Consider the following 25086-nt stretch of genomic DNA (forward strand, 5'->3'; position numbering starts at 1 on the left):
TCCCTGTGCGGCAGAAAGCGCCGCTTCGGGAATTCGTCTTATGCCTGTCGAATCTAAACGGCTTCCTTCGCTTTTCTTACTCTAACGCTGCAGCTCCGCCGACGATCTCTGTAATTTCCTGAGTGATCGCAGCTTGGCGTGCACGGTTGTAGACAAGCGTCAGATCGCCGATCAATTCTGATGCGTTGTCGGTTGCGCTCTTCATTGCTGTCATGGAAGCAGCATGCTCACTTGCTTTGCCGTCCAGCAAGGCTCCAAAGATCAAGCTTTCCGCGTATTGTGGAAGAAGAACTTCCAGAATCGCTTCTGCTGATGGGTCGAACTCGTAAGAAGCAGTCGATCCTGTTGGCTGAATATCAGTCAACGGCAGCACTTTCTTTTCGGTAACCTCCTGGGAGATGGCAGAAACATAATGGTTATAGTACATATAAACTTCGTCATACGTACCATCTGCGAACATACCAACAGCTTTGCGCGTTATTTCCTTGATATCCGCAAACGATGGGTGGTCCGGAAGCCCGATTGAGCTTTCGATGATGTTATAGCCTTTCTTCGCAAAGAAGTCACGGCCTTTCCGCCCGACGCTAAGGATAACAAATTCGTCGCTTGACGTGTGGCGCTCGTTGATTTTAGCCATGACAGTACGCAAGATGTTACTGTTATAGCCGCCAACAAGGCCACGGTCAGAGGTAATGACCAAATATGCCGTTTTCTTAACAGGTCGTGCCATCATCATAGGATTCGACACGTCGCTGGAACCGGCTGCGATCGAAGCGACCACATCCTGGATCTTTTCCATGTATGGAACGAAAGCTTTCGCGCTCATTTCTGCTTTGTTCAATTTAGAAGCGGAAACCATCTGCATCGCTTTCGTGATTTGGCTTGTTTTCTTGGTTGACGTAATTCGTGTTTTTATATCGCGTAAAGATGCCACTGGTATTTCACCACCTTGTTATTTTTTCTTCCGATCCTGCCAGGGAGCTTATTCTGATTTCGCGAATGTGTGCTTGAATTCGTTGATTGCTGCGCCGAATTCTTCGTCAGATGGCAATCCCTGAGTTGAGCGGATGGTATCCAAAACATTTGTGTGGTTTGTATCCAACCAGCTAGTCAATTCAGCTTCGAAACGAGTGATGTCTTGTACAGGGATATCGTCGAGGAATCCACGAGTCAATGCGTAGAAGATAACAACTTGTTTTTCAACTTTAATCGGGCTGTTCAAGTCTTGCTTGAGTACTTCAACTGTACGTTTACCACGCTCAAGTTTTGCAGCTGTCGCTGGGTCAAGATCTGAACCGAATTGGGAGAATGACTCCAATTCACGGTAAGCTGCCAAGTCAAGACGCAATGTACCCGCAACTTTCTTCATCGCTTTGATCTGAGCTGAACCACCTACACGTGATACAGAAAGACCTGCGTTGATCGCTGGGCGAACACCGGCGAAGAAAAGATCCGATTGAAGGAAGATCTGGCCATCCGTAATCGAGATTACGTTTGTTGGGATATAAGAGGAAATATCGCCTGCTTGCGTTTCAACGAACGGCAATGCAGTGATCGATCCTGATCCGAGTGATTCGTTCAACTTCGCTGCGCGCTCAAGAAGGCGTGAGTGAAGGTAGAAAACGTCACCTGGGTAAGCTTCACGGCCCGGAGGACGACGAAGCAAGAGTGAAAGTTCACGGTAAGCGGAAGCTTGTTTTGTCAAATCATCATAGACGATCAAAACGTGCTTGCCATCGAACATGAAGTCTTCAGCCATTGTGATACCGGCATAAGGAGCCAAGTATAGAAGTGGCGCTGGTTGTGAAGCAGACGCTGTAACAACGATCGTGTAGTCAAGCGCACCGTTTTTGCGGAACGTCTCAACAACGTTACGGACAGTCGACTCTTTTTGGCCGATTGCTACGTAAATACAGATCATGTCTTGGTCGCCTTGGTTCAAGATCGTGTCGATTGCGACAGATGTTTTACCAGTCTGACGGTCACCGATGATCAATTCGCGCTGCCCACGGCCGATTGGCACAAGAGCGTCGATTGCTTTAATACCCGTTTGAAGCGGTTCGTGCACGGATTTACGTGCCATAACGCCTTGTGCTGGGCTTTCGATAGGACGGGATTTAGTCGTGTTGATCGGTCCAAGGCCATCAACTGGCTGTCCTAGTGGATTTACTACGCGTCCGATAAGTTCTTGCCCTACCGGTACTTCCATAATACGGCCAGTTCGACGTACTTCATCGCCTTCTTTGATGTCTGCGAATGGCCCAAGGATGATGATACCAACGTTGTTGGCTTCCAAGTTTTGTGCCATACCCATTACACCATTAGAGAATTCTACAAGTTCTCCAGCCATGATGTTGTCGAGGCCATGAGCGCGAGCGATACCGTCACCAATTGTGATAACTGTACCGACTTCGTCAACTTTCATCTCTGATTGATAGTTTTCAATCTGTTGCTTAATCAGATTGCTGATTTCTTCAGCTTTGATGCTCATGTATTTCACCCTCTCATAATTTCATAAATTAGCCGATCAATTGACGCTGCAAGCGGGCAAGTTTCGTGCTGACGCTGCTGTCAAAGATGCGGTTTCCGATTTGAAGGCGCAATCCACCGATCAATGATGGGTCGATTACGTTTTCAATCCGTAAAGAATTCTTGCCGATGCTTTTCGCGAAAGCTGTGGAAAGAGATGCCGTTTCTTCTTCCGTCAATGGACGAGTCGAATAAACTGTTGCATCTTCAATTCCCTGCTCTTCGTTCGAAAGCTTGATATATGCTTGTGTCATATCACTGATTTCGTTCATGCGTCTGCGGTCACCCAACATCTGAAGTGTATTCAAGACGTATGTGTTAACGCCTTGAAATACTTCGTTGATGAGGTTTGTGCGCTTATCAGATGAAAGTTTCGGTGACACGATCAATTGGTAAAGTTCAGGAGTCAACTTGAAAACTTTACGTACTTCACGGAGATCCTGTTCGATTTCCAAAGTCACATTGTGTTCTTTGGCTACCTGGAATAATGCCGATGCGTAGCGCTCAGCGACTTGGCTCATTGCACTTCGCCTGCCTTCGCAATCGTTTCGTTAATCAACTGACGGTTGTCTTCCTCAGAGATTTCCTTGTCCAATACTCTCGTAGCTGCCAACAAGGACAGAGCCACAACTTCTTCACGTACTGCTGCGATCGCTTTTTCGCGCTCGTTAGCAATTTCTGCCACTGCGGATTCTTTCATGCGGGCAGATTCAGCACGCGCTGTCGTAATGATTTCCTCACGAGAAACTTCGCCTTGTTTCTTGGCATTTTCAACGATTTCCTGCGCCTGGTTGCGGGCATCCTTCAAAAGGCTGCGCTGCTCATCAAGCATTTGCTGTGATTCCTGACGGCTTTTTTCAGCAGTTTCGATCTCACTTGCGATCAGATCTTCACGCTGCTGCATAACGCCCATCAATGGACCCCATGCAAATTTCTTCAACAGGGCCATTAGGAGCAAAAAGATGACCAATGTTGCGATGATGTCTCCAATATTCAAAAACTCCCCGGTTGCACCGAGTACGAGGTGATCAAAAAACACGATTGTTTCACTCCCTTCAAGAGCCTAAAATACTTTTTCTTCTATTATATATACTACTTAAAATCGTTAGATGTGCTGTCGAAATCCAAAATGCATCATACAAGCATAAATGGCGAAAAACATGCCGGAGCATTCTCGCCATTTAGCTTTTCAGTAATAAATTGCTTTGTCTAGTTCTTCCGCTTTTCGCGATGTCTAGACTTCAACGGCCAACTCCTCGGGTCATAAGACAGCCCAGCTACGCGGCTCTCGCCACTGCGCTGGTCTGTCTTATGCCGGTCGGAGCTGAACGGCCGTTTCCGCTTTTCTTTATTAACGGTTCATTACGATGAACGCGATAACTACTGCGATGATCGGCAATGCCTCAACCAAAGCTACACCGATAAACATTGTTGTTTGAAGAACGCCACGTGCTTCTGGCTGGCGAGCGATACCTTCAACTGTTTTTGAAACGATAAGTCCGTTACCGATACCTGCACCTAGTGCTGCTAATCCTACTGCAATTGCTGCTGCTAATAAACCCATTTTAAAATGTCCTCCTCAGGATAATTGTTTTTTTTGTTTTGCCCGAAGGCAGTTTATACTCAATGGTCTTCGCTGACTTTATGCGATAAATAAACCATCGTTAACATAACGAAAATGAACGCTTGGATAGCCCCGATAAAGATCGAGAATCCTTGCCATGCCATCATCGGCAAGATTGCACCGACGAATCCGAAGATACTTGCTGAAGCAAGCCCTGCCAACAAAGTAAGCAAGATCTCACCAGCGTAGATGTTACCGTAAAGACGCAGACCGAGTGTCAGCGTATTTGCGAATTCTTCAATGATTTTAAGCGGGAACAAGAACGGCATCGGTTTCAGGAAATCTGAACTGTAGCCTTTCAAGCCTTTCAGCTTAATACCATAATAATGGCTCAAGATGATGATTGTTGCAGCCAATGTCATTGTCACGACTGGATCCGCTGTTGGTGATTTCCACCAAAGGTCTCCGTTGACGACAACAGCAAATGGGAGCCCGAGCATGTTCGAAACGAAGATGAACATGATCAGCGTAATTCCAAGAACATGGAATCGTCCGCCATCCCGCCAGTCCATATTGCTTTTAATGATTCCTTTAACAAAGTCCATTACCCATTCCATGAAGTTCTGCATGCCTGTTGGCTTCAGCTTCAAGTTGCGGGTAGCGAAGAACGCGATCAGGAAAACAATAAGAGCGGCTACAAGCAGCATCATAACGTTCGATAGGTTGAACCAGATTCCGAACACCTCGAGCATTGGAGCGCCATGATCCACGATAAATTCACCTCTCTTTCCACTTTCTTTAATGGTGTTTCATGTGATAAACGATCCGCTCCACTAAAAGGAGACCATAAGGGATCATCAACCCGATTACCGCACTGACCAAGTGTATGTGCTCAGCGAACAAAATAGCGATCGCCACAACGGCTACACCTGATGCAAACCGTAATGCCGTTCCGAGAGAACGGACTTTTGAGCCTTCTGCCACCGCCCGGTCGAATTTTTCCATTCTCCGGACCAGGATCCACATATTATAAATGCCGAACAGAGATCCGACGATTAGGCCAGCGAACACTTCTGGATAAGGAGTGACTCCCCACCCTAAAACGAACACGGCGAGGATGAAATACATCAGCCTCTTCAATCTTTTATAGATCTCTTGAAGTCCATCCATTTTTTACATGTCTCCTGATTCGAATTTTCGGACGGTCTGAAGCATCGCCCAAACCCCGGCACTCAGGCCGACGAGCAAGCAGATGATCAAAAAGAGCGGGGCGGTTCCGAATTGCTCATCAAGCCACATCCCTGTAAAGACTCCGATTAGTACGGACCCGACAAGTTGTGAGAGAATGACGGAATAAATCGCCATTGCTTGTAAGGGACTTTTTTTCGGGTGCATGATAAACCCCTCGAAATTCATAATGATTTGACATTCACGCCCATAAAAAGAGCAGTCGCATCTGGCTTTCAATAGCACATCCATTATGTATGAAAACCCTCTCATGCAGACCCTTTGTAAGCATACAATAGGGGTAAAATCATGTCAATTGCATGTAGTGAAAAACTTCACAAGCAAAAACCCACCGACATATGATTGACAAATTTGTTACAAGAAAAGCGGAGGCAGCCGTTTAGACCCGACAAGCACAAGACGCTTTGCTGACGCGGCGCCTTTTGCCGCATAAGCAAAGTGGCTTGTGACCTCGAGGGTCTGGCTGCCGAAGCTAGACACCAAGAAAAGTGGAGGCGGTCGTTTTGGCTCGACAGGCGTAAGCCGAATTCCCGAAGCGGCGCTTTTCAGCCGCACAGGGGAGTTAGCTTACGACCCGAGAGCCAGACCGCTGACGCTAGACACCAAGAAAAGCGAAGGCAGCCAAATGGAAACCAAGCTAAGTGCGCGACGTCCTGTCGCAACGCTTAGCTAACCAAACCCTGCGAGCCCTCTAATCCCCTTCTCCTACAACTCGCCGAAATACTTGTGCAAAGCTGCCACGATCCGCTGAGATGCTTTTCCGTCGCCATATGGATTCGATGCTTGCGACATCGCTTCATAGGCAGCCGCATCCGTCAGCAATTCCTTGCCTAGGCGGTAGATCGTTTCTTCGTCTGTTCCGGCAAGTTTCAACGTGCCGGCATCGATGCCTTCCGGCCGTTCCGTTGTATCGCGCAACACCAAAACAGGCTTACCGAGAGATGGCGCTTCTTCCTGCACCCCGCCCGAATCAGTCAGGATGAAATAAGACTGGGCTGCGAAGTTATGGAAATCCAATACTTCGAGCGGCTCGATCAAATGGATGCGCGGGTCGCGCCCAAGCACTTCATCTGCCACTTCACGGACAGCCGGATTCATGTGGACCGGATAGACCACTTGGATATCTTCATGCTCTTCGGTCAAGCGTTTGATCGCACGGAACATATTGCGCATCGGCTCGCCGAGGTTTTCACGGCGATGCGCTGTCAATAAGATCATGCGGTCGCTGCCGATTTTATCAAGCACCGGGTGATGGTAATTATCACGCACTGTCGTTTGCAAGGCATCGATTGCCGTGTTGCCCGTAATATAGATGGTTTCTTCTTTTTTATTCTCATCGCGCAGATTCTGTGCAGACTTCTCGGTCGGCGCAAAATGGATGTCCGCCATGACACCTGTTAATTGGCGGTTCATCTCTTCCGGGAAAGGAGAGTACTTATTGTGGGTCCGAAGCCCGGCTTCTACATGCCCGATTGAGATTTGATTGTACAAAGCGGCCAAACTTGCCGCGAATGTTGTCGTCGTATCTCCATGGACCAGCACGATATCCGGTTTCGCTTCTTTCATCACATCATCCAAGCCTTGCATAGCCCGCACCGTGACATCACTCAAGGTTTGGCGGTCTTTCATGATGTTCAAATCAAAATCGGGGGTGATGCCGAATGTTTCGAGCACTTGGTCAAGCATTTGGCGATGCTGTGCGGTCACAGTCACAAGCGGTTCGATCGTTTCTGGGTGCTTCTGCAATTCCAGTACAAGAGGCGCCATTTTAATCGCTTCCGGACGTGTGCCGAAAATCGTCATCACTTTCCATTTTTTCGTCACTTCTGATCAACCCGCTTTCTTATTTTGTTCCGAACAAGCGATCTCCGGCATCGCCGAGGCCAGGCACGATATAGCCTTTCTCGTTGAGCTTTTCATCGAGTGCTGCGATATAGATATCGACATCCGGATGTGCTTTTTGCAAAGCTTCCACACCTTCTGGAGCTGCGATGATGCACATGAACTTGATTTTTGTCGCGCCGCGCTTTTTCAGCGAGTTGACCGCTTCAATCGCGGAACCGCCTGTCGCGAGCATCGGATCAACGACGATCAATTCCCGTTCAGAGACATCTGAAGGCATTTTAAAATAATATTCCACTGGCTGCAAAGTTTCTGGGTCGCGGTACAACCCGATATGGCCGACCTTTGCCGCTGGAATCAATTTCAAGACGCCATCAACCATTCCAATTCCTGCACGCAAAATCGGCACGATGCCCAATTTCTTTCCGGCCAAGACGTTTGATTTGGCAACTTGCACCGGCGTTTCCACATCGATTTCTTGAAGTGGAAGCTCACGCGTAATTTCAAAGGCCATTAAAGTCGAAATCTCATCAACCAATTCACGGAATTCTTTTGTTCCAGTCGATTTGTCGCGGATATACGTCAGTTTATGCTGAATCAACGGATGATCAAAAACGAATACTTTTCCCACAGTGTATCTCTCCTTTTTCATACATTTTCCTAAACAGTATAACAGAAAATGAAAAGGTTTAGAGCTTCACCCCTGCATTAGAATTATTCAGTCAACTTCCGGAGGCAAAATAAAAAACCAGGGCAATGGCCCCGGTTAGAGTAGATGTGCTTCATCGATCGGCATCGGACGGTGGAATAGAAAGCCTTGGGCGATGGTGCAGCCCATCTCAAGCAATTGCGTCCGGTCTTCTTCCGTTTCGACCCCTTCCGCGACTGCCCGCAGCCCCAGATTATCCGCCAGTTGGATGATGGTCCGGATGACAGCACGCGTCCCTTGTTCTTCCATATTGGACACAAAAGAACGGTCAATCTTAATTTCTTCAACAGGCAGCTTCTGGAGATAGCTGAGCGATGAATAACCTGTCCCGAAATCATCGATGGATGTCGCAAAACCATATTTTTTCAGCTGATCGAACACCGTGCCGGCCGTATCGATATCAACGACGCCGATGCGCTCGGTGATCTCCAACTGAATCCATTTTGGATCCACGCCGAATTTTTTCGTTTCATCCACCAAATGCGGCACGAAGGAATGATGGAAAAAATGTTCCGCTGAGATATTGATCGCCACTTGGCGCAGCTCCAGCTCCTGCTCCTGGCGTTTTTTCAACCAGGACAAGACCTGCTCGATGACATGCTGCTCGAGTTGGCGGATCTTGCCGTTCTTCTCGGCAGCCGGGATGAAAATAGCGGGCGAAATATCCCCGAGTTCCGGCGACTTCCAGCGAGCCAGCGCCTCAAAGCCAAGGATGTCCCGGCTTTCGAGCGCCACTTTCGGCTGCAGGAAGACACTGATTTCTTTTCGTTTAAGCGCCACTGTTAAAGCATTTGCGACACGCAAATCACGCATCATCAATTCATCTTGTTCATTTTCAAAATAGCAGACCGCCTCGCCGGTGCGTTCTTTCGCTTTCGATAAAGCACTGTCCGCACACCGGACTAGCTCTTCTGCGTTCTGTTGGGCAGGCGTAACAATTGCTACGCCGACTTTAACCGTTAAAAACAAATCCATCTCGCCGATCGATATCGGCTCTCGCAAGCTGCTTAAAATATCTTCCAAGAATTCAGGCGCAAGCGTTAAGGGGATGGTGCTATAGAGCGATAGCCTCGAATCAGAAAAGCGCGCAACCATTTTTTCCCCTGCGCCTCCAGCCAGCACGAGACGGCGGCCGAGTTCACGGCATAAGTCATTGCCTGCCCGGTGCCCGTATTGATCGCTGATCTTGATGAATTCATCTGCTGAGATGAACGCGACAAAGCCTTCTTTCCCGTCCTTCAGCAGCTCTTTTAGTTCAGTACGGAAATAATGGCGATTCGGCAGCCCGGATTCCTCATCGATATAGGCTAGGCGCAAAATTTCTTCCTGTTGGCGCGAGAACTTCACTGCCAATGAAACAATCGATGCAATTTCTTCCATAAAGACCAAATCTTTTCGAGATGGCTTATAGATTACCGGGAAGTAAATCCCGAAAGTGCCGATTGCTTCTTCCTTGCCGTTAAAAATCGGCACCGACCAAATCGCCTTGATCCCGAACCGGTCGAGTACGTCTTGCTGGCCGCTTAGAAGTGCATCCTGTTCCGCGTCTTCCACTATGACCGGCTGCTGGCTCAGATACGCCGCTCCGCAAGGGCTCATATCAGCCGCTACTTCCAAACCGCGCATTCCGACTGTGAATTCTTCCGGCATCGATTTCGCCGCCCCCACCTGGAAACGCTTCGCCTCGTCCACCAATAGAACGGTGCAGCGTGAATCATCAAGGAAAAACGATTCTGCCGTTTCGCAAATGTTTTGCAGCAGCACTCCAAGCATATGCCCTTTTTCAATGCCTTTATACGTCTCTTTCTGCAAATCAATCAAAGTCTCCGCACGCCGGCGGTCGCTGATATCCCGTTGAAGCATCAGGATATAACGCAATGATTTTTCCGGAAACGCCAAAGGTTGAACCGTGATTTCGTTCCAGAAAGGCGTTCCGTCTTTTCGGTAATTGACGATTTCAAAAATGCCGGGCTGTGCCGATGCCGTCGCTTCACGGATTTGGCTGCCGATATTGGCATCAGTTTTTGTTCCGTGGAGAAATTTACCGTTTCTTCCGATAACTTCCTCTTCGTTATACCCGGTCATTTCAAAAAACGCTTCATTGGCATAGGCGATTGGATGGTCGGAAATTTCCGGGTTCACGACGACAAAACTCGTGTGGAATTCAATCCCGAGACGGCGCAGCCAATCTATGATCACTTTCCGGTCTTCCTGGATTTCATATTGATGCATACGCGTCCCTCCCAGTTTTTTTCATTATGTATGGTGAAAAAAAGCCGCCAATGCATGCGGCGGCTTTATTCATTTCAATATTCATCTAAATAATCAACTGCTTATTTGTACAAAGGATGGGCAGCTGTCAATTTCGCTGTACGGTCAGCCGCTTCCTTCTTCACAGCTTCGTCTTCCGGATTTTTCAATAGAAGGGCCATGATCGAAGCGATTTCCTTCATTTCTTCTTCTTTGAAGCCACGGGATGTGACGGCTGCTGTTCCGAGACGGATGCCAGATGTGACGAATGGGCTTTCCGGATCGAATGGGATGGTGTTTTTATTGGTCGTGATGCCGACTTCATCCAACACATGTTCCGCTACTTTGCCCGTCAAGTTGAGTGAACGGAGATCAAGCAGCAACAAGTGGTTGTCTGTGCCGCCAGAAACGATATCGACGCCTTCAGCCGTTAAGCTATCAGCCAAGACATTCGCGTTTTTGACTACCTGGTCGATATAATCTTTGAATTCCGGCTGCTGTGCTTCGCCGAAAGCAACGGCTTTCGCCGCAATGACGTGCATCAACGGGCCGCCCTGGATGCCAGGGAAAATAATTTTGTCGATCTTTTTCGCAAATTCTTCTTTGCAAAGAATCAAGCCGCCGCGTGGGCCGCGCAATGTTTTATGGGTAGTGGAAGTAACAAAATGTGCATGAGGCACTGGGTTTGGATGTGCACCGGTTGCGACAAGCCCTGCGATATGCGCCATGTCGACCATCAAGTATGCGCCGACTTCATCAGCGATTTCACGGAATTTCGCAAAATCCAATGTGCGGGAATAGGCACTGGCACCAGCAACGATCATTTTCGGCTTGTGCTCAAGAGCTGCCTGGCGAACTGCTTCGTAATCAAGCAATTGCGTATCTTTATCGACGCCGTATTCAACGAAATTATACTGCATGCCGCTGAAGTTGACTTTGCTGCCGTGCGTCAAATGCCCACCGTGGTTCAAGTTCATGCCAAGGACTGTATCGCCTTGTTCAAGCATCGCTGTGTAGACAGCCATATTCGCCTGTGAACCGGAGTGAGGCTGGACGTTTGCATGCTCTGCGCCAAAAATTTCTTTCAAGCGGTCGCGTGCGATATTTTCCACTACATCTACAAATTCACAACCGCCGTAATAGCGTTTGCCCGGATAGCCTTCTGCGTATTTATTGGTCAACACGGACCCTTGTGCATCCATAACTGCCTGGGATACAAAGTTTTCCGATGCGATCAATTCGATATTCGCTTCTTGGCGTTCTTTTTCCGCGTTCATTGCTTCGTATACTGCCTGATCCTGCGCCTTAATCAATTCCATCTGTCTTTCCCTCCCGTGATTGAAGAACCTGGCGATCATAGCTCGCACGGACGCCGCCGATCAATTTCGGCCGTGTCGTCGCACTTGATACGATCGCTTCCCCTATTAGTTTAACAGAAGTCCGCACCGGAACGGCGACTCTTTTTAAATGCATGCCGATCATCGTCTGCCCGATGTCCACTCCGGCGTGGGCAGCAATTTCCTCGACGACGACCGGGTCACTCATATTCATGAAGGCGTAAGCACTCATCGACCCGCCGGCTTTTGCCACCGGCACCACTGATACCGGTTCCAAGCCATAGCGTTCGGCAGCTGCCCGCTCAATGGTCAGCGCGCGGTTAATATGCTCACAGCCTTGAAACGCCAGAAACAATCCATGCCGTTCCGCAAACACGCGCAACGGTTCGAACAAGCTTTCTGCAATATCAAGCCCGCCGCCTGTGCCGATGCGCTCACCGGCCACTTCAGAAGTCGAACAGCCGACGACAAATAGTTGGCCTTCCTTGAATGCAATCTGTTGCTCCAATTCGCTGAGAACCTCTTCAAGCTGCAACTGCCATAAGCTTTGCATGCTTACTCCTCCTTAGTTTTCGAGTGCGCTGATTTTCTGTACGCGGTTTTCGTGGCGGCCGCCTTCAAAATCAGTCGTCAGCCATGTTTTCGCAATTTCTTTCGCGAGTCCTGGCCCGATGACACGCTCACCCATCGCCAAGACATTCGAATCGTTATGCTCACGCGTCGCTTTTGCGCTGAATACATCGTGGACAAGCGCGCAGCGGATGCCTTTTACTTTATTGGCGGAAATCGACATGCCGATCCCTGTCCCGCAAATCAAAATGCCTTTATCAAATTCTCCGCTGGCGACACCTTCCGCTACCGGTTGTGCATAATCCGGGTAGTCGACAGAGTCGTCCGTTTGCGGACCGAAGTCTTTGTATTCAATGCCCAGCTCGTTCAATAGGTTGACAATCTCCTTGCGCAGATTATTGCCGCCGTGGTCTGATGAAATTGCTATTCTCATGATTAACCCTCTTTTCGTTTTCATTTAGCGGACAGTTCTTAAATCAGCGCCGCCGCTTTTATTTAATTCTAACATTTTTGAACAGTTCCATGTTACTTCCTCATGCCTGCTTTCTGCAACTGAAATCCTCGCGGCCGGCAATCGAAAAGAGCTGTCCTGAAGCACATGCATTTATGCTCTTGGACAGCTCTTTCCAGTTACGTGATGTCTAATTGCTTTGCCATCTTGTCGATCAATTGCTCCAGCTCTTGATACGTCTTGCGGTAATCCGACAAGGAACCGCCATAAGGATCGCTGACATCGCCAGTCGTCCCTTCCGCAAACTCCTTCACGGTGTGCAGCTTTGTGGCTACTTCCGGATAGTATTGCATGAGCGTCATCTTGTGCGAGTAGGTCATCGTCAAGATCAGCTCCGCCCATTCCACATCACGCGGGTCCAACGGCTTCGAAATATGGTCGAATTCGATGGACTGCTCGCTCAATACTTTTTGCGCATTGGCTGACAGCGGTGCTTGCCCTGCATAGATTCCTGCAGAGCGGGCTTCCATGCCTTCCATGTTACGGGTGTGCACAATCGCTTCCGCCATCGGGCTGCGGCACGTATTTCCCGTGCAGACGAATAAAATCTTCATCCAATCCCCCCCTTATCCAAGCTTCTGTGTCGCCATCTTTTACGTTCAATGAACTCTCCAGATTAGCGTGTGTCTACCTATTATTATACCGCATTTTATCGAGCTATTGTATGGATGCGGATTGGGTTAGCATGTATAGAGTCGTTATGGAGAGCTGGACTTAATAGCGAGATGGATTGTTCATGGATCTTTTCTTCATCAAGGAGTCGCCTCCCGCTTGGGGCTGGCCTCCCGCAATAAGCCAAGAAGAACACTTGGCTTATTGCTTCGGTTCGCCCTTGTGCGCGGTTCGGCTTTTAGATTTCATCGGATGTTGTGTGCGAGGAAGCATCGCTGTTGATTGAATGCATCCGCTAGTATCGTCGCCTAGCAGAACTTGAGAGTGAAATGGATTGTTCATTGATCTTTTCTTCGCCAAGGAGTCGCCTCCCGCTTGGGGCTGGCCTCCCGCAATGAGCCTAGAAGAACACTTGTCTCATGGCTTCGGCTCGCCCTTGTGCGCGGTTCGGCTTTTAGATTTCATCGGATGTTGTGTGCGAGGAAGCATCGCTGTTGATTGGATGCATCCGCTGGTATCGTCGCCTAGCGGGACTTGAGAGTGAAATGGATTGTTCATTGATCTTTTCTTCGCCAAGGAGTCGCCTCCCGCTTGGGGCTGGCCTCCCGCAATGAGCCAAGAAGAACACTTGTCTTATTGCTTCGGCTCGCCCTTGTGCGCGGTTCGGCTTTTAGATTTCATCGGATGTTACGTCCGAAGACGTATCACTATATTAATTGTTTTCATCTTCTGGTGGGGACGCCTAGCTAGACTTGATAGTTATGAAGTTGCCGTGACTATTCAATTTGAACTTACAAAGCTGAACAAAACTATTCAAACTAATTCCAGTGCCAGATACATTTGATTTACTTTCTAAACCTAGAGATGGAGCGGAAAGGGGCGAATGGATGGCGAGGGTTGAGCAGATGTGGGAGCAACGCTTTCCATATCAGTGAGAGAAGCGTCTCAACACCCGACACATCCCCGGGCAGCTGAACACGCGACGTCCTGTCGCGTCAGCTGCATGACCTGCATCCTGCAGGCCCCAAGCTTGCTCCTTGCAACGGAATCTCACCCTACTCCCTAAATTTCAAATAACAAAAAAACCACTAGGAAATTTCCCAGTGGCTTTATATACTGTCATCTAATTCATTTGCTTGAGTCAGCTGAACCATTTATGGTCCGCTGCTTTTTCCAGGCGGTTCATCAGTGCAGCGTCTTCATTTTCAGGCAACACGCATGCCAGGATCAAATCAGCATCCGTCTGGTCACATTTGCGAAGGCTGTCGTATAACTTATCCACAGCGAGCGGGAAGCAATAATCCGCTGTCTCGAAATCTTCGCGGCTCAGCACTGCGATTTTTTTCTTCTTGCCGTGGATATGGTCGATCGCTTTTTCGATGAGCTTGCTGTTGTGCTCGATCAAATAAAGCGGGGCAGCCGGGGCATAGTGGGCATACTTCATGCCGGGAGATTTTGGTGTATTGCCTTTTGTCTCGGAAGACAAACGGACAGTCCCGATCACTTCTTCCAATTGTTCTTTCGTCACTTGCCCTGGGCGCAGAATGACTGGCGGTGCGCTCGTCATATCGAGAACCGTCGATTCGATGCCGACCTGTGTCGGGCCGCCGTCCAAGATAAGCGGAATCTTGGTGTCCATGTCGAAATAGACATGCCCAGCCATAGTGGGACTCGGTTTTCCGCTTGTATTCGCGCTAGGAGCTGCGACGGGCCGCTTCAAACGTTTTAATAAGTTCAACGCAACTGGATGGTTCGGCACGCGAATGCCTACCGTCGGCAAGCCTGCTGTTACGTTAGAAGCAAAGGTATCCGGTTTCGCCTGCAGGATCAAAGTCAGTGCTCCCGGCCAAAAAGCGTCCATGCATTGCAGCGCTTTTTCCGGAACATCTTCGACATACTCCAAGGCGGTTTCTTTGGAATCCACGTGAACGATCAATGGATTGTCGGTCGGGCGGCCTTTCGCTGCAAAGATTTTATCGACAGCAGTCGCATTCATCGCATCCGCACCGAGGCCGTAAACGGTTTCGGTCGGAAATGCGACGACTTCCCCTCCACGTATATAATCCACAGCTTGTGCATAACTTTCATCGTTATTCACATGTTCATCCACAAGAATTGTTTTCGTTTCCACCTAAACATCTCCAGTACAATAAGGTTTTGGCGACAATATCCACATTTTGTGGATAACACCCCTTAAAATCAGGTGATTTGTGCACAAATTACTCTAAAATACAAAATACCATGCGGTCATGTTTGTTGATATCTTTTTTGCAATAGACACGTGCTTCAGGCAAGGCTTTTTGGAATAACTCCGTTACGGCAGCTCCTTGGCTGCTGCCGATTTCAAGCGCGATGATGCCAGGACGGCTGATCAATTCCGGCACCTGCTCTGCCAATGTTTCATAAGCAGCAAGCCCGTCACGGTCAGCGAACAACGCTTCATGCGGCTCGAATTCACGAACGGTATCAGACAAGCTTGGCGCTTCGTGATGAGCGATATACGGTGGATTCGACAGGATGATGTCCCATTTTCTCCCCGCAAGCGGCGCTGCTAGATCCCCTTTTGCAAAATGGACATCCGCATTCAAAGTTTCAGCATTGCGTTCAGCCATAAACAAAGCTTCTTCCGAAATATCCGTCGCCATCACTTCCGCTTCCGGCAATTCGCATTTCAAAGTGATTGCAATGACTCCACTTCCTGTTCCGATATCCGCTGCTTGCACTTCTTCCGTGCCGAATAGCTCACGCTTCAGCTTCAAGGTTTCTTCAATCAGCTCTTCTGTTTCCGGGCGTGGAATGAGGACGGCTGGAGATACTTGGAAAGTTCTCCCGTAAAACTGTTCAACGCCAGTCAAATGTTGGACCGGTACGCCTTCAACCAGTTCTTCAACATTGGACCAATAGGCTTCAAATTGGCGTTCTTCGATTGTCTCGCGCATCGCCGCAACCAAACCGGAGTAATCCACTCCGAGTTCATGCTGCAATAAAATGCGGGCAGCCGTTTCTTCGCGGCCGTATTGCTTTAAATAGCTTGTCGCTTGCTCAAGGGCTTCATAGACGAATTCCACTGTTGTTAAGGTTTCAACTTTGTTCATTGTTCAAACTCTCCATCCTCGTTGATTGTTCATCGATCACCAGGGCGTCAACAATTTCATCCATCTTGCCTTGCAGGATTTGATCCAGCTTCTGGATGGTCAATCCGATGCGATGGTCCGTCACACGGTTTTGCGGGAAGTTGTATGTGCGGATGCGCTCTGAACGGTCACCTGTACCGACAGCGGATTTACGTACGGAATCATATTCAGCTTGTGCTTCTTGCTGGAATTTTTCATATACACGGGCGCGCAGGACTTTCATGGCGCTCGCTTTATTTTTGATCTGGGATTTCTCATCTTGGCATGTGACGACAATATTCGTCGGTAAATGCGTCAAGCGCACCGCCGACATCGTTGTATTAACCGATTGGCCCCCTGCACCTGATGATGCATAGGTATCGACGCGGATGTCGTTATCGTGAATATCGACTTCCACTTCTTCCACTTCCGGCAAACATGCGACCGTTGCTGTCGAAGTATGGATGCGTCCCCCGGATTCGGTTTCAGGAACACGTTGGACGCGGTGGGCGCCGTTTTCGTATTTCAGCTTGGAATAAGCGCCTTTACCGGTCACCATAAAGACCAATTCCTTAAATCCACCGATTTCCGTTGGGTTCGAGTCCATGATTTGGACTTTCCATCCGTTGGCTTCGGCAAAACGGGAATACATCTTGAACAAATCGCCTGCAAATAGGGCCGCTTCATCTCCGCCTGCTGCGCCGCGGATTTCCATGATAACGTTTTTATCATCGTTCGGGTCTTTTGGAATCAATAGGATGTGGAGGCGTTCTTCCAATTCTTTTGAACGCCCTTCGAGTTCTGCGACTTCTTCTTTGACCATTTCGCGCATATCGGCATCCATTTTTTCTTCAAACATGGCTTTTGAATCGGCCAATTGCGTCTGGACATCCTTATATTCACGATAAGTTTCCACAGTATCCTGCAGATCGGATTGTTCTTTGGAGTAATCGCGCAGCTTATTGGTATCTTTGACAATATCCGGGTCACTCAACATTTCGTTGAGACGGTCGTATCTGTCTTCGACAGACTGTAAACGGTCAAACATTGTTTTCACCTCTAGTTTCTTCTATATAAAGTCGATAACTCTGTGCATAAGATTTCATTGTTTACGATATTCCGCGAAATAGCTGGCTTTCCGGGGTGCTTGCACTGAACTAATTCGGGCTAGGCGCCCCAATGGATTTCAGTACTTCGCTGCTCCCCCAAGAGTCTGCGCTATTTCGCTTCATATCTTTTCTCAAAAAACACAACAAAAATTTAAGTCCATTGATTTCTTAAGGTCTGTGATTTGTTTATATAAACGCTTCTTCAACTAATTGGTGCTTTTTATTCTGTAACCGTAACACCGGCTGGAACTTCGTGGTGATGTCTGCAGCGCGGTTCGTAAGCTTCGGAAGCACCGACCAGGATGATCGGGTCATCCGAACCGGCGGGCTTGCCGTCGATCAGGCGCTGCGTACGGCTTGCGGGAGATCCGCAGACCGTGCAAACAGCCTGTAATTTGGTCACTTGCTCCGCGATCGACAATAGGGACGGCATCGGACCGAACGGCACGCCGCGGAAATCCTGGTCGAGGCCTGCAACAATCACACGGAAGCCATGATCGGCCAATTTTTGCACATGGTCGACGATTTCCATATCAAAGAATTGTGCTTCGTCGATGGCGATGATATCAAATTCGTCGGTTATATATTCTTTCATCTCACCGGAATGCCCGATTGGCAGTGCGATGACAGTGGTGCCGTTATGGGAGACGACCGCTTCCTCGCTATAGCGGTTATCCAGTTTTGGCTTGAATACCGCGATTTTTTGCTTGGCGAATTGCGCGCGGCGAATACGGCGGATCAGCTCTTCCGATTTCCCGGAAAACATGCTTCCGCAAATCAACTCGACCCATCCGGTCTGTTTCATGACGTACATAGTGGAGACCCCTTTCAAACATTTACTGTTAATATCATACCAAAAACGGTGGGTATGCCTATCATTTTTCTGCTATGTAATTGATTTTTTCCGTTCTTTGACGAAAAAAAATACCCATCCGGCGTTTTCGCGACGGACGGGTATAATAGTGACTTAGTTGTTGATTTCTTCTTTGAGGCCGTATTTTTTGTTGAAACGGTCTACGCGGCCATCTGCAGCTGCGAATTTTTGACGTCCAGTATAGAATGGATGACATTCTGAGCAAAGCTCAACGTTGATGTTTTCCTTTACTGAACCTGTTTCGAATGAGTTGCCGCATGAGCAAGTCACTGTTGCTTTTTTGTACTCTGGGTGAATACCTGTTTTCATAATATTTTCTCCTCCCGCCCTGAACCATCTGGAACAGAGTTTAATCTATTTTGCCTATTGCCTTACACGGCTCGTTAGGCCGTATATGCAATAGTACTGTTTTGTTTCACTCTTATAATCATATCAAAACTTATACGCTTTTGCAAGCAATCAAATCGTCTTTCTCGGAGCGCGCGATGATTTGCCGTCTCTCGGCAATTGGCCGAAAAACTCTTCATTGGTCTTCGAATGGCTGAGTTTTTTCATGAAGCGCTCAGTAAAGTCCGGCGAATCCGAGAAGGTTTTGCGGATAGTCCATAGTTTATCAAGTTGTTCCGGATCCATCAACAATTCTTCCTTGCGTGTGCCTGAACGGCGGATATCGAGCGCCGGGAAAATGCGGCGTTCCGCCAAACTGCGGTCAAGATGCAGCTCCATATTGCCGGTGCCCTTGAACTCTTCGTAGATGACTTCGTCCATTCGAGATCCCGTATCGACAAGTGCTGTCGCGAGGATCGTCAAGCTGCCGCCTTCTTCGATATTGCGCGCTGCCCCGAAAAAGCGTTTCGGGCGGTGGAATGCGGCAGGGTCGATCCCGCCGGAAAGCGTACGGCCGCTTGGCGGAATGACCAAATTATACGCGCGTGCCAACCGTGTGATCGAATCCATCAAGATGACGACATCGCGCTTGTGTTCGACAAGGCGCATGGCGCGTTCTAGAACGAGCTCGGCTACTTTGACATGGTTTTCAGGAACTTCATCGAAAGTCGAAGATACCACATCGGCGTCGACCGAGCGTTCGATATCCGTCACTTCTTCCGGCCGCTCATCGATCAGCAGCACAATCAGTTCCGCTTCCGGGTGATTGGTCGTTACAGCATTGGCGATTTCCTTCAACAGCATCGTTTTACCGGCTTTTGGCGGTGCGACGATCAAACCGCGCTGGCCGAAACCGACCGGCGACACAAGATCCATGATACGTGTGGATAAATGTTCCGGCCCGGTTTCAAGGCGGATATGGCGATCCGGGTACAGCGGCGTCAAGCCTGGGAAATGGACGCGTTCTTTTGCGACTTCCGGGTCTTCGCCGTTGACGGCTTCTACTTGAAGCAACCCGAAATAGCGTTCATTTTCTTTTGGCGGACGCACTTTTCCAGATACTTTGTCGCCGTTTCTAAGGTCGAATCGGCGGATCTGGGAAGCAGAAATATAAATGTCCTGTGAACTCGGTGAATAATTGATCGGGCGGAGGAACCCGAAGCCTTCCGATTGGATGATTTCCAGGACGCCTTCCATGAAAAAGAAGCCTTCCTGTTCCGCACGGGTTTTCAAAATGGCGAAAATCAATTCTTTTTTCGTCAGTTTGCTGTAATTGTTCAGCTTGTATTCTTTTGCCAGATTATAAAGCTCTTTGAGCGTCATATTTTCCAATGCAGAAATTGTCATCGTTGCCATCTAGTTGGACACCACACTTATCATTAGTTTCAGAATTTCTGGGGAATTTCTCTTGTTCTGGAGTCATTAAAGAAGGAGCCCGGCATAAAGCCGGACTCAGGTTTGGAGTATGGAAATCAATCTTTCATGACAAGATCCGGTTTTTTCTTGAGGCTGTGGCGCCCTTCGACAAAACGAACCGTGCCGGATTTTGCACGCATGACCAAGGTATGGCTTTCGGCAAACGATCCTTTCAGCTGAACGCCGCGAAGAAGTTCTCCGTCAGTGATCCCTGTCGCTGCAAAGATGGCATCGTCGCCTTTGACCAAGTCATCCATCATTAATACTTTATCGACTTCAAGGCCCATATCTAAGCAGCGCTGTCTTTCCTCGTCATCTTGAGGAACCAGCTTACCTTGAAATTCACCGCCGAGGCATTTCAATCCGACTGCTGAAATAACCCCTTCCGGAGCTCCGCCGATGCCGAATAGGATGTCGACGCCCGTTTGGTCAAAAGCTGTATTGATCGCACCGGCGATATCGCCGTCAGTAATCAATTTGATGCGTGCTCCCGCATCGCGGATTTCCTTGATAATCTGTGCATGACGCGGGCGGTCAATAATCGTGGCAACAACGTCTTCGATATCCTTGTTTTTCGCTTTAGCGACTGCGCGCAAATTGTCGATGACCGTTGCATTGATGTCAATTTTGCCGACAGCCTCAGGGCCGACCGCAATTTTGTCCATATACATATCCGGTGCATTGAGTAAATTTCCACGGTCTGCAATTGCCAACACGGCAATCGCATTCCAACCGCCGGCAGCGACAATGTTCGTGCCTTCTACAGGATCGACCGCGACATCCACTTCCGGGCCGTCGCCTGAACCAAGTTGTTCACCGATATAGAGCATCGGTGCTTCGTCCATTTCGCCTTCGCCGATGACGACGGTTCCGCGCATCGGGATCGTATCGAATACGGTCCGCATTGCTTCCGTTGCCGCATCGTCCGCTTCATTTTTCAGGCCGCGGCCCATCCATTTTGAAGAGGCGATTGCTGCCGCTTCTGTGATTCGCACTAATTCCATCGAAAGACTTCGTTCCATAATTCAATTTCCTCCGTTCAATCTTTGTATATGCCATCTATATTGTAGCATATATGCAAACGCCTTTAGCGAGTCAATTCACGTCGGAACTGAGGTCGGACTTCCCACTCGCCACGGGATCGATCGTTTCTCGGCGAATGTCAGCCCCAAGGCCTCGCAGCTTTTCGATGATGTTCGAGTAGCCGCGTTCGATGTGATAGATCTCACGCACTTCCGTTTCGCCTTCTGCTAATAAGCCGGCGATGACAAGTGCTGCTCCTGCGCGCAGATCGGAAGCGACCACAGTCGCTGCATTCAACGGAGTCGGCCCAGTGATGATGGCCGCGCGCCCTTCGACACGCCCAACCGCATTCATGCGGCGCAGCTCATCGATATGTTTGAAGCGCGCTGAATAAATGGTGTCGGTGATCATGGAAGATCCGTGAGCTTGTGTCATCAAGACCGAGAACGGCTGCTGGAGATCGGTCGCAAATCCTGGATAAACCAAAGTCTTCACGTCAATCGGCTGCAAATTCTCAGTTTTCGGGATATGGATCGATTCTTCATCTTCCTGAACTTCGACGCCCATTTCACGAAGCTTCGCAGTCAAGGCTTCCATATGGAAAGGAATGACGTTATCGATCGTCACGCCGTCGCCGGCTGCAGCAGCCATGATCATGAATGTACCCGCTTCGATGCGGTCAGGAATGATCGTATGGTTGGTGCCGTGCAATTCATCTACGCCTTCGATGCGGATCACGTTGGTGCCAGCGCCTTTGATTTTCGCGCCCATATTGGTCAAGAGCGTCGCGACGTCAATGATTTCCGGCTCTTTCGCCGCATTCTCGATGACCGTCTGCCCTTTCGCGCGCACGGCAGCGAGCATGATATTGATGGTTGCGCCTACGCTAACGACGTCGAGGTAGATTTTCGCACCGCGCAGTTCGTCAGCACGCAAATAAATCGCTCCGTGCTCGTTGGTCACTTTTGCACCAAGCGCTTCGAAGCCTTTAATATGCTGGTCGATCGGGCGCGGCCCGAGGAAACAACCTCCTGGAAGGCCGATCGCTGCGTGCTTGAAACGACCAAGCATCGCGCCCATCATATAGTAAGAAGCCCGCAATTTCTTGACGTTGCCGTTTGGCAGCGGCATGTCGACCATTTCAGTCGGGTCGATTTGCATGACGCCGTCTTCGAATGTGACGGATCCTCCAATTTCTTCCAAAATACTTTTTAATGTCCAAACATCGGATATTTCTGGCAAACCTTCAATCGATACTGGTGAATTCGCCAGTATCGAAGCCGGGATCAAAGCCACGGCGCTGTTTTTAGCACCGTTAACTTTAATCGTTCCGGACAGGCGTTTGCCGCCTTTAATTTTATAAACGTCCATTGTATTTCTCCTTTTCCCTGTCAGCCTTATTTCACAGAGCGGGTTTCCCAATCGGCTAGGAATGCTTCAATGCCTTTATCCGTCAACGGGTGCTTGAACATCATTTCAAGCACTTTCATCGGCATTGTGCCGATGTGCGCGCCATTTAGCGCTGCTTCCGTCACGTGTTGCGGATGGCGGATTGAAGCGGCGATGATTTCTGAATCGATGTCGTGGATTGCGAAAATTTCAGCAATCTGTGCAATCAAATCCATGCCGTTGTGCCCGATGTCGTCAAGGCGCCCAAGGAATGGGGAAACGTATGCTGCTCCAGCGCGTGCTGCAAGAAGCGCTTGGTTGGCGCTGAAGATCAAGGTAACATTGACTTTTTTGCCTTCGCCGGCAAGAACCGCACATGCTTTCAAGCCTTCCGGAGTCATTGGCAATTTCACTGTGATGTTTGGCGCAAGTTCAGCCAATTCACGGCCTTCTTTGATCATGCCTTCTGAATCAAGTGCGATGACTTCTCCGCTGATCGATCCGTCGACAAGGTCGGCGATTTCTTTCAGACGGTCGTGGAACGAGACATCTTTTTCTTTTGCGACAAGCGATGGGTTAGTCGTGACGCCTGACAGAATGCCCCACGCGTGCGCTTCTTTAATTTCGTCGAAGTTTGCTGTATCAATGAAAAATTTCATGTATGGTTTCCTCCTGTATGTGGAAAAAGAGACGGATTCGCCTCTCTTCCCAAGTTTTTATGAATTTGCTTGTTGTGAACTTCCGAAATCGCGCATTTTACCGATAACAGTTGCTTTGATGGCATCGCGAGCCGGCGTCAAGTATTTACGTGGATCGTAGACGTCTGCATCCGATGCCAATTTTTCGCGGATGGCTTTCGATGCGGCAATTTGGCTTTCCGTATTGACGTTGATCTTCGATGTACCTAGTGAAACCGCACGTTGAACGTCTTTTAGCGGGATCCCTGTTCCACCGTGCAAGACAAGCGGCACGTCGCAAAGCTGTGAAATTTCTTCCATTTCGGCAAATCCGAGGTTTGGTTCGCCTTTATATGGCCCGTGGACCGAGCCGAGCGCTGGCGCTAGGCAATCGATGCCTGTCTGTTCGACAAGCGTCTGACATTCTTTCGGGTCAGCGTAGATGACGCCTTCTGCAATCACGTCATCTTCCTGGCCGCCAACTATTCCTAGTTCCGCTTCCACGGAAACGCCTTTAGCGTGAGCGTACTCAACCACTTTGCGCGTAATTTCAATATTTTCTTCGAATGGATGATGCGATGCATCGATCATGACTGATGTGAAACCTGCATCGATCGCTTCTTTGCATTTTTCAAAACTGGAACCATGATCTAAATGGATAGCGACCGGAACTGTGATATTGTAATCATGCATCAGGCCTTTCACCATATGTACGACAGTCGTGAATCCACCCATATAGCGTGCTGCACCTTCTGAGACACCGCAAATGACCGGGGATTTTTCTTCCTCCGCCGCCTGCAGGATCGCTTGTGTAAATTCCAGGTTGTTCAGGTTAAATTGCCCGATGGCATAACCGTCCTTCTTACCTTTTATCATCATTTCTTTCATCGAAACTAATGGCATTATTATTTTTCCTCCTCAGAATAGGCACAAGCCCAATATCTTTTTCACTATATCAAAAATGGCGCTATTTCGCCACTCGGTGCCTGTTTAATCGCCAATCAGCTCGCGGACGGCATCGCGCAATTCGAAAACATCGAAGGGTTTGGTGAAATAACGCACCACTCCCCAATTCATCGACTCTTCAATCACGCCCATTTCGCCGTAAGCCGTCATCATGATCACTTTGCAATCATGCCGCCGCTTCTTTAGCCGCTTCAGCAATTCGATGCCATCCATGCCCGGCATCTTCATATCCATCAGCACCATATCGGGACACGTTTCTTCCGTCAGTTCCAATGCTTCTTTTCCGCTCCCGGCAATCAAGGTCTCGTATCCTTCCCGCTCGAATACTTCTTTCAATAACAGGCGGATGCCTTGTTGATCATCTACTATTAGAATCTTTCTCACATCAGCCTCTCCTTTCCACCTTTTTCGAAGAGCAGCTCATTCTGCTATACTCGTTTTGAGGTGAACCCATTTGAAAATATTGACGACACAATTGACTGGACTGTTCCAACGCCTCGCTAAGGAAGAAGAGGCCATCGAAGATACAGCCCGGCTTCTCACCCAAGCAATCATTGGCGAAGGCCGCATCCATCTGGCTGCTTTTGGCGAACTCGAAGCTGTCACAGCCAGTGCTTTGAACGGCCCTGAAACGCTCGAATCAGCGGTTCGCTACGACCCAACTGCTGACTTGTCGACGGCAGACCGGGTGTGGATCCTAGCCAGAAAAGACGAAGGCGACTCATTGGCCGATGAGTTAGCCGGGCGCGCCATTCCGTTTGCGATGCTGACAGCCGAAAGCCACGGCAATGAAACAGCGGACGTCTTTCTCTCCATGAACATCGACAAGGGCTTGCTGCCGGGCGAAGCCGGCGGGCGCATCATGATTCCCCACGGGCTCGGCGCTTTGTACGTGTATCATGCAGTCAAGTTAACAATCGATGAAATGCTCACAGATTGACGAGCCGCAAAAAAGCCTTC

At 49.0% G+C, this 25086-nt stretch carries 27 protein-coding genes; 1 reads left to right on the forward strand and 26 read right to left on the reverse strand.

Going from position 1 to position 25086, the window contains the following annotated elements:
- Positions 1-76: 76 nt before the first annotated feature.
- The 26 genes from atpG to AUC31_RS12100 all read right to left on the reverse strand — a co-directional run bounded on the left by atpG (position 77) and on the right by AUC31_RS12100 (position 24510).
- Positions 77-934 (reverse strand): ATP synthase F1 subunit gamma, encoded by an 858-nt coding sequence (atpG, locus tag AUC31_RS11975; RefSeq protein ID WP_058382969.1) that lies wholly within the window; start codon positions 932-934, stop codon positions 77-79.
- A gap of 48 nt (positions 935-982) precedes the next feature.
- Positions 983-2491, reverse strand: a complete 1509-nt coding sequence (gene atpA, locus AUC31_RS11980) for a F0F1 ATP synthase subunit alpha (protein ID WP_058382968.1) — start codon at positions 2489-2491, stop codon at positions 983-985.
- A 28-nt stretch (positions 2492-2519) separates the two neighbouring features.
- A complete protein-coding gene (locus AUC31_RS11985; RefSeq protein ID WP_058382967.1) occupies positions 2520-3050 on the reverse strand; it encodes a F0F1 ATP synthase subunit delta in 531 nt (176 codons plus the stop codon).
- Entirely contained in the window at positions 3047-3568 is a 522-nt protein-coding gene (gene atpF, locus AUC31_RS11990; RefSeq protein ID WP_058382966.1) for a F0F1 ATP synthase subunit B, read from the reverse strand. Before atpF ends, AUC31_RS11985 begins: the two co-directional genes overlap by 4 nt.
- Before the next feature lie 312 nt (positions 3569-3880).
- Positions 3881-4093 (reverse strand): F0F1 ATP synthase subunit C, encoded by a 213-nt coding sequence (atpE, locus tag AUC31_RS11995; protein WP_008433003.1) that lies wholly within the window; start codon positions 4091-4093, stop codon positions 3881-3883.
- 59 nt (positions 4094-4152) lie between these two features.
- Positions 4153-4863 (reverse strand): F0F1 ATP synthase subunit A, encoded by a 711-nt coding sequence (atpB, locus tag AUC31_RS12000; protein ID WP_058382965.1) that lies wholly within the window; start codon positions 4861-4863, stop codon positions 4153-4155.
- Between the two features lie 28 nt (positions 4864-4891).
- Entirely contained in the window at positions 4892-5263 is a 372-nt protein-coding gene (locus AUC31_RS12005) for an ATP synthase subunit I (protein ID WP_058382964.1), read from the reverse strand.
- A 3-nt stretch (positions 5264-5266) separates the two neighbouring features.
- A complete protein-coding gene (locus AUC31_RS12010; RefSeq protein WP_058382963.1) occupies positions 5267-5488 on the reverse strand; it encodes an AtpZ/AtpI family protein in 222 nt (73 codons plus the stop codon).
- A 558-nt stretch (positions 5489-6046) separates the two neighbouring features.
- A complete protein-coding gene (gene wecB, locus AUC31_RS12015) occupies positions 6047-7165 on the reverse strand; it encodes a non-hydrolyzing UDP-N-acetylglucosamine 2-epimerase (protein WP_058382962.1) in 1119 nt (372 codons plus the stop codon).
- 19 nt (positions 7166-7184) lie between these two features.
- Positions 7185-7814 (reverse strand): uracil phosphoribosyltransferase, encoded by a 630-nt coding sequence (gene upp / locus AUC31_RS12020; protein ID WP_058382961.1) that lies wholly within the window; start codon positions 7812-7814, stop codon positions 7185-7187.
- Between the two features lie 135 nt (positions 7815-7949).
- Positions 7950-10124, reverse strand: a complete 2175-nt coding sequence (locus AUC31_RS12025; protein WP_058382960.1) for a bifunctional diguanylate cyclase/phosphodiesterase — start codon at positions 10122-10124, stop codon at positions 7950-7952.
- Between the two features lie 101 nt (positions 10125-10225).
- A complete protein-coding gene (locus AUC31_RS12030) occupies positions 10226-11461 on the reverse strand; it encodes a serine hydroxymethyltransferase (RefSeq protein ID WP_058382959.1) in 1236 nt (411 codons plus the stop codon).
- Positions 11448-12032, reverse strand: a complete 585-nt coding sequence (locus AUC31_RS12035; protein WP_058382958.1) for a TIGR01440 family protein — start codon at positions 12030-12032, stop codon at positions 11448-11450. The genes AUC31_RS12030 and AUC31_RS12035 overlap by 14 nt, the downstream gene beginning before the upstream one ends.
- 12 nt (positions 12033-12044) lie before the next feature.
- A complete protein-coding gene (rpiB, locus tag AUC31_RS12040) occupies positions 12045-12482 on the reverse strand; it encodes a ribose 5-phosphate isomerase B (RefSeq protein ID WP_058382957.1) in 438 nt (145 codons plus the stop codon).
- 197 nt (positions 12483-12679) lie between these two features.
- The gene (locus tag AUC31_RS12045) at positions 12680-13114 is read right to left on the reverse strand and encodes a low molecular weight protein arginine phosphatase (protein ID WP_058382956.1); all 435 of its coding nucleotides are present in this window, start codon (positions 13112-13114) and stop codon (positions 12680-12682) included.
- 1199 nt (positions 13115-14313) lie between these two features.
- Positions 14314-15303 (reverse strand): L-threonylcarbamoyladenylate synthase, encoded by a 990-nt coding sequence (locus AUC31_RS12050; RefSeq protein WP_058382955.1) that lies wholly within the window; start codon positions 15301-15303, stop codon positions 14314-14316.
- A gap of 88 nt (positions 15304-15391) precedes the next feature.
- Positions 15392-16267, reverse strand: coding sequence for a peptide chain release factor N(5)-glutamine methyltransferase (gene prmC, locus AUC31_RS12055; RefSeq protein ID WP_058382954.1), 876 nt, complete (start codon positions 16265-16267; stop codon positions 15392-15394).
- Positions 16254-17333 carry a peptide chain release factor 1 gene (gene prfA, locus AUC31_RS12060; RefSeq protein WP_058382953.1) on the reverse strand — a complete coding sequence of 360 codons (1080 nt, stop codon included), beginning with the start codon at positions 17331-17333 and terminating at the stop codon, positions 16254-16256. The genes prmC and prfA overlap by 14 nt, the downstream gene beginning before the upstream one ends.
- 281 nt (positions 17334-17614) lie before the next feature.
- A complete protein-coding gene (locus AUC31_RS12065; RefSeq protein WP_058382952.1) occupies positions 17615-18208 on the reverse strand; it encodes a thymidine kinase in 594 nt (197 codons plus the stop codon).
- 153 nt (positions 18209-18361) lie between these two features.
- Complete coding sequence (rpmE, locus tag AUC31_RS12070; protein ID WP_058382951.1) at positions 18362-18577, reverse strand: 50S ribosomal protein L31; 216 nt, start codon at positions 18575-18577, stop codon at positions 18362-18364.
- A gap of 150 nt (positions 18578-18727) precedes the next feature.
- The gene (rho, locus tag AUC31_RS12075; protein ID WP_058382950.1) at positions 18728-20011 is read right to left on the reverse strand and encodes a transcription termination factor Rho; all 1284 of its coding nucleotides are present in this window, start codon (positions 20009-20011) and stop codon (positions 18728-18730) included.
- A gap of 116 nt (positions 20012-20127) precedes the next feature.
- A complete protein-coding gene (gene glpX, locus AUC31_RS12080; RefSeq protein WP_058382949.1) occupies positions 20128-21093 on the reverse strand; it encodes a class II fructose-bisphosphatase in 966 nt (321 codons plus the stop codon).
- Positions 21094-21166: 73 nt separating this feature from the next.
- Positions 21167-22465 (reverse strand): UDP-N-acetylglucosamine 1-carboxyvinyltransferase, encoded by a 1299-nt coding sequence (locus tag AUC31_RS12085; protein ID WP_058382948.1) that lies wholly within the window; start codon positions 22463-22465, stop codon positions 21167-21169.
- A 26-nt stretch (positions 22466-22491) separates the two neighbouring features.
- Positions 22492-23142, reverse strand: a complete 651-nt coding sequence (gene fsa, locus AUC31_RS12090) for a fructose-6-phosphate aldolase (RefSeq protein ID WP_058382947.1) — start codon at positions 23140-23142, stop codon at positions 22492-22494.
- A 57-nt stretch (positions 23143-23199) separates the two neighbouring features.
- Positions 23200-24063: a class II fructose-bisphosphate aldolase gene (locus tag AUC31_RS12095; protein WP_058382946.1), complete on the reverse strand. Its 864-nt coding sequence runs from the start codon at positions 24061-24063 to the stop codon at positions 23200-23202.
- A gap of 87 nt (positions 24064-24150) precedes the next feature.
- Entirely contained in the window at positions 24151-24510 is a 360-nt protein-coding gene (locus tag AUC31_RS12100; RefSeq protein WP_058382945.1) for a response regulator, read from the reverse strand.
- A 70-nt stretch (positions 24511-24580) separates the two neighbouring features.
- Here AUC31_RS12100 and AUC31_RS12105 point away from each other — a divergent pair, with 70 nt between their 5' ends.
- Positions 24581-25066: a DUF2529 family protein gene (locus tag AUC31_RS12105; protein ID WP_058382944.1), complete on the forward strand. Its 486-nt coding sequence runs from the start codon at positions 24581-24583 to the stop codon at positions 25064-25066.
- Positions 25067-25086: the final 20 nt, after the last annotated feature.

This window comes from Planococcus rifietoensis (assembly GCF_001465795.2).
GTDB classification, from domain to species: domain Bacteria; phylum Bacillota; class Bacilli; order Bacillales_A; family Planococcaceae; genus Planococcus; species Planococcus rifietoensis.

Coding starts and splice junctions, on each gene's coding strand:
- atpA (WP_058382968.1), bottom strand. CDS start 2,491: ATGAGCATCAAAGCTGAAGAAATCAGCAATCTGATTAAGCAACAGATT.
- AUC31_RS11985 (WP_058382967.1), bottom strand. CDS start 3,050: ATGAGCCAAGTCGCTGAGCGCTACGCATCGGCATTATTCCAGGTAGCC.
- atpE (WP_008433003.1), bottom strand. CDS start 4,093: ATGGGTTTATTAGCAGCAGCAATTGCAGTAGGATTAGCAGCACTAGGT.
- AUC31_RS12005 (WP_058382964.1), bottom strand. CDS start 5,263: ATGGATGGACTTCAAGAGATCTATAAAAGATTGAAGAGGCTGATGTAT.
- AUC31_RS12010 (WP_058382963.1), bottom strand. CDS start 5,488: ATGCACCCGAAAAAAAGTCCCTTACAAGCAATGGCGATTTATTCCGTC.
- AUC31_RS12025 (WP_058382960.1), bottom strand. CDS start 10,124: ATGCATCAATATGAAATCCAGGAAGACCGGAAAGTGATCATAGATTGG.
- AUC31_RS12030 (WP_058382959.1), bottom strand. CDS start 11,461: ATGGAATTGATTAAGGCGCAGGATCAGGCAGTATACGAAGCAATGAAC.
- AUC31_RS12035 (WP_058382958.1), bottom strand. CDS start 12,032: ATGCAAAGCTTATGGCAGTTGCAGCTTGAAGAGGTTCTCAGCGAATTG.
- rpiB (WP_058382957.1), bottom strand. CDS start 12,482: ATGAGAATAGCAATTTCATCAGACCACGGCGGCAATAATCTGCGCAAG.
- AUC31_RS12045 (WP_058382956.1), bottom strand. CDS start 13,114: ATGAAGATTTTATTCGTCTGCACGGGAAATACGTGCCGCAGCCCGATG.
- prmC (WP_058382954.1), bottom strand. CDS start 16,267: ATGAACAAAGTTGAAACCTTAACAACAGTGGAATTCGTCTATGAAGCC.
- prfA (WP_058382953.1), bottom strand. CDS start 17,333: ATGTTTGACCGTTTACAGTCTGTCGAAGACAGATACGACCGTCTCAAC.
- AUC31_RS12065 (WP_058382952.1), bottom strand. CDS start 18,208: ATGTACGTCATGAAACAGACCGGATGGGTCGAGTTGATTTGCGGAAGC.
- rpmE (WP_058382951.1), bottom strand. CDS start 18,577: ATGAAAACAGGTATTCACCCAGAGTACAAAAAAGCAACAGTGACTTGC.
- rho (WP_058382950.1), bottom strand. CDS start 20,011: ATGGCAACGATGACAATTTCTGCATTGGAAAATATGACGCTCAAAGAG.
- glpX (WP_058382949.1), bottom strand. CDS start 21,093: ATGGAACGAAGTCTTTCGATGGAATTAGTGCGAATCACAGAAGCGGCA.
- AUC31_RS12085 (WP_058382948.1), bottom strand. CDS start 22,465: ATGGACGTTTATAAAATTAAAGGCGGCAAACGCCTGTCCGGAACGATT.
- fsa (WP_058382947.1), bottom strand. CDS start 23,142: ATGAAATTTTTCATTGATACAGCAAACTTCGACGAAATTAAAGAAGCG.
- AUC31_RS12095 (WP_058382946.1), bottom strand. CDS start 24,063: ATGCCATTAGTTTCGATGAAAGAAATGATGATAAAAGGTAAGAAGGAC.